This is a genomic window from Arthrobacter sp. Br18 (assembly GCF_000520555.1).
Lineage (GTDB): Bacteria > Actinomycetota > Actinomycetes > Actinomycetales > Micrococcaceae > Arthrobacter_D.
Window position 1 is genome coordinate 1 of sequence record NZ_AZSA01000299.1, and the last position, 4377, is coordinate 4377.

4 protein-coding genes are annotated in these 4377 nt (G+C 67.9%); 1 reads left to right on the forward strand and 3 read right to left on the reverse strand.

Translation table 11 applies throughout. The annotated features are described in order from the left end of the window. The 3 genes from Y704_RS0102400 to Y704_RS18435 form a co-directional block, all read right to left on the reverse strand. Positions 1 to 638, reverse strand: a 638-nt coding sequence (locus tag Y704_RS0102400) for a PdxA family dehydrogenase (protein WP_026548928.1), incomplete at its 3' end; no start/stop codon positions are given. Next, on the reverse strand, positions 635 to 1936 hold the full coding sequence (locus Y704_RS0102405; protein ID WP_035771309.1) for a four-carbon acid sugar kinase family protein: 1302 nt from the start codon (positions 1934 to 1936) through the stop codon (positions 635 to 637). The genes Y704_RS0102400 and Y704_RS0102405, both read right to left, overlap by 4 nt. 2 nt (positions 1937 to 1938) lie before the next feature. Further along, positions 1939 to 3051, reverse strand: coding sequence for a 2-keto-3-deoxygluconate permease (locus Y704_RS18435; RefSeq protein WP_081747366.1), 1113 nt, complete (start codon positions 3049 to 3051; stop codon positions 1939 to 1941). 335 nt (positions 3052 to 3386) lie between these two features. Here Y704_RS18435 and Y704_RS0102415 point away from each other — a divergent pair. Then, positions 3387 to 4377 (forward strand): ISL3 family transposase (locus Y704_RS0102415; RefSeq protein WP_035771311.1); only part of this gene is annotated, 991 nt, incomplete at its 3' end.

Below are 4377 nucleotides of genomic sequence, written 5' to 3' on the forward strand. Positions count from 1 at the left end.
GGGTTCAGCCCGGCGAGGCCGATGGGCTCGTCCGGGTTGCCGAGCGCCTTGGTGAAGGCACTGACGAGTTCGATGACGTTGGACGTCCGCTTCGGGGTCAGGTCCTCGATGGCCTGCCGCAGCGAGACGTGGGTGGTGAGGTGGAAGAAGTAGAGGTCGCCAGCGGACAGCACCAGGCTGAAGTTCTCGACGCCGAATTCGTGGGCTAGCAGCTCGGTGTGGCCGGGCCACTTGTGTCCGCCCGCGTGCATGGCCGCCTTGTTGAGCGGGGCCGTGACGATGCCCTGGACCTTGCCCTCGCGGGCCAGTCGGCAGGCCTCGACGACGAAGCGGTAGGAACCATCGCCGGCGGCAGGGCTGAGTTCGCCGAGCTTGACGTCGGCCAGCGATGGGCCGGTCTGCAGGAGTTCGATGATGCCGGGCTCGTTCGTCGCGTCCTCGATCGAGGACAGCACGCGGACCTTGTCCGGGTCGCCGCCGACGTTCGACACGCCAAGGCGCATGGCGGCTTCGTCGCCGATGACGATAGGCACGCATTCCTGCCGGATGTCGTCATGCCCGAGGAGCGACTTGGCGGTGATTTCCGGCCCGATGCCGGCAACGTCGCCGATGGTCACGGCGAGGGTGGGGATGCTCATGAGGATGCCTCCGTAGATTGGGCGAGGGTCGTGGTGAGTTCGTTGACGGTGTCGAGCAGGGCGGAAACCGGGCCGAACCCGCCGGCCTTGGTCACGACGATTTTCCCGGCAGCAGAGCCGCCTTCGACGACGCCGACGGGAATGCCTTCCTGGATGGCGCCGGTGATGCGCAGCGCCTCGGCGGAGCACGAGTCGAGGACCGCGCGGGCGCCGTCGCCGCCCACCAGCACCAGCGCACCGACTTCCGTGCTGTCCAGCATCTGCTGGACGACCGACGCGAGGCTGCGCGCGACGGCGGCACCGCTAAGGGTCTCGGAGCCACCGACCGCCTCGGGGGAGAGGACGATGACGACGCGCGGCAGGGTCTGCGGGTACTCGAGCTCTCCGGCGGCCCACTGGTGGAGCCGGTTCGGCTGGTCGAGCAGTGAGTCGTCGGGCTGCAGGATGCGAAGGTTCTCCGGGTCGAGCTGCTCCCGCAGGTAGTCGGTCTGGGCGCGCGCGACGTCGTGCAGTGAACTGACGACGACGACGATGCGCTGCCCCAGAGCGGCTGGCGCGGCTTCCGGCGGAGTCAGGGTTGGTGCGGCCTGCGCCCACGCTTCCGCCATCGCCGCGGCGAGGCCAGCTGATCCGGCGGGTACNGCGGGTACCGCCGTGGGGCCTGCCGCGACTAGGGCCGCCGCGAGGGTGCGGAGGTCGTCGTCGGACGCTGCGTTCACGACCACCACGCGGCCGTTCGCCGCGTCCCGAAGCGCCTGCGCGTCCTTCTTCGGTGAGCCACTGAGGGAAATGCTCGTGGTGCCGGGCAGGAGCGCGGAGAACTCGCTCGTGGGAACCGGGGTGACCGGATCCCGGCCTGCGGGGGTGTCCTCGATCGGGCTGCCGTTGACTCGCAGCAGGCCGTTCTCGATGGTGCGTCCCATGGCGGGGTAGGCCGGGCACACGACGGCGATGCAGCCGGGGTGCCGTTCCTGCCAGGCGTCGAGGGCCCCGGCGACCTGGGCTTCGACGCTGCCCCGCATCGTCGAGTCGACCTTCAGGTACAGGTGGTCGGCGCCGGCGGTGATCAGGCCGGCGACGGCGCGGGCCGTCGCTTCCCGTGCCGAGACCGGGTCCATAGCCCGCGCGTCGGTGTTCACCGCCAGGGCGCTACCCGGTTCCACCGACTCCGGCAGCAGCTCGCCCAGAAGCAGCCGCGAGGACCAGCCGGAGCGGAAGAACTGGACCACGGAATCGGTGGCGCCGGTGACGTCGTCGGCCGCGATGCCGATGATGGGTGCACGAGGGGAGGCCGTCACCGTCAGTCCTCCTGCGTCCGCCGGGGGGTGCTCGGCGGAGCCGAAGGATCACCCGCGGGCGGGAGCTCGGAGGCGGAGGTGGGGACAACCCCGACGGCGTCGTCGGTGTCCAGGCCGCCCTGGCGCTTCAGCACCCAGGTGGCGAGGAGGGGAGCGAAGATCGCGGTGACCAGGACAGCGGAGGCGACCTGCGCCGTCGCGACCTCGACGAAGGGGGCGAAGGTGGGGTCGGCGGCGGCGACGATGGCCGGGGTGGCGATCGAGTTGCCGGCCGTGGTGGCCGAGGCGATACCGATGCCGGACTTTCCGCCGCGGCGGAGGATGAACCGGTAGCCGAAGTAGACCAGGGTGCCGGTGATCAGGGTGGCGGCGATGCCGACGAAGATGCCGCCGATGCCACCGGTGATGACATTGCCGAGGTCGATGCCGGTGCCGAGGGCGAAGGCGAAGAACGGGATGACGATGTTCGGCACGGGCCGCATGACCTCGGTCCATTTGGCGTCGAGGTTGCCGACGATGAAGCCGAGGATCAGGGGGATGACGGCGGCGAGGAGGGTGAGGAACGGGATGTTGCCGAGGCCCGAGATGCCGAGGAAGAGGAGGGTGAAGAAGGGGCCGTCGTTGATGGCGGAGGCCATGTAGGCGCCGCGGTCGCGGTAGTCGCCGTAGCGTCCGGTAAACGCGAGCCAGAGGCCGCCGTTGCTGTTGTCGAAGGAGGCGAGGAGGGCGAGGATCGAGATCCCGAGGATGCCCTCGACGCCGACGAGCAGTCCGAGGCCCGCGACGAGGGCTGCGGGGATGATCGTCTTGAACAGCAGGACGACGCCGGTGGTGGCGAGCACGGGGCCCGACGCCTTGGCGGTGATCTGCATACCGGTGGCGAAGATCAGGACGGCGATGAGGGGGAGGGCTGACTCGGCGAAGAGGGCGGTGGTGAAGCTGCCGAGTTCGAGGAAGCCGGGGGCGAACGTTCCTACGATCGAGCCGAGGATCAGGGGGATCAGCATGAGGCCGCCGGGAATGCGGTTCATGCCGTCGAACAGGGGAATGCGGGACTTCGGAAGCGAGTTGGGAAAGACACCGACGACGTCGGTGCGGCGGGACGAGGTGTACATACAAGTAGTACGGACAAGATGTACCAAGGGTAAGGGGAGTGGTAGGGATCACGCAAGGAAGCTTCTCGTGTTATTTCGATGGGGCGGAAACGCTGACTGTGTTCTAGATAACAGAGGGTCTGACGACGGCTAGCGCCTCACCAGGCCCGGGGACGGTACAGTGCAGCACGGCTGCCCGGTCATGGGAAGCACGAGGCAACCAGACGCCTAAAGTGGCTCATCGCAATTGAGGGTGTAGTCGGGGTGTGAGCGGGATGGGCGCGTCGGTCCGGGGATAGGGGTCGAGGCCTTCCGATGATGGAAGTTCTCACGCTCGCCATCCGGAAGACCTCAACGTGCTCAACGCTACCTTCGCTGCACCCGATCTGACCACGTTCTGCCGACTTGATGAACTCGGTCTGGAAGTCATCGGTCAGGAGGTGAAGCCCGATGGTGCGGTGCTGGTCTGCGAGGTAGTGGAACCGGACTCGTGGTGCCGGCGCTGCGGATCCCAAGGCACTGCCCGTGACATGGTGACCCGGCGCCTGGCGCACGAACCGTTCGGCTGGCGGCCAACGACGCTGCTGATCCGGGTCCGCCGCTACCGGTGCACCGGATGCGCTCACGTGTGGCGGCAGAACACCGCTAAGGCCGCCGAGCCGCGGGCGAAACTCTCCCGACGGGGCCTGCGCTGGGCGTTGGAGGGCATCGTCTGTCAACACCTCACCGTCGCCCGGGTCGCCGAGGGCCTTGGGGTGTCGTGGAATACCGCGAACACCGCGGTCCTGGCCGAGGGAAAGCGGGTCTTGATCGATGACCCGCTCCGGTTCGACGGGGTGAAGGTGATCGGCGTCGATGAGCACGTGTGGCGGCATACCCGCCGCGGGGACAAGTACGTGACCGTCATCATCGATCTCACGCCGATCCGCGAAAAGACTGGGCCGTCAAGGTTGTTGGACATGGTCGAGGGCCGCTCAAAAGCCGTGTTCAAGCAGTGGTTAGCCAAACGCCCACAGGCGTGGCGGGACGGGGTGGAAGTCGTCGCCATGGACGGATTCACCGGCTTCAAAACCGCGGCCGCCGAGGAGCTTCCCAGCGCGGTAGCGGTCATGGACCCGTTCCACGTCGTCCGTCTCGCCGGGGACGCGTTGGATGGGTGCCGACGCCGGATCCAGCAAGCTACCTGCGGTCACCGCGGACGCAAGGGCGACCCACTCTACAGCTCACGGCGGACCCTGCATACGGGGGCGGACCTGCTCACCGACAAACAAGAACAACGCCTCACCGACCTGTTCACCACGGACACTCACGTTCAAGTCGAGGCAACCTGGGGCATCTACCAGCGGA

Bases quoted from the DNA above. Each gene is read 5' to 3' on its own strand.
- Y704_RS18435 (WP_081747366.1), bottom strand. From the start codon at position 3,051: ATGTACACCTCGTCCCGCCGCACCGACGTCGTCGGTGTCTTTCCCAAC.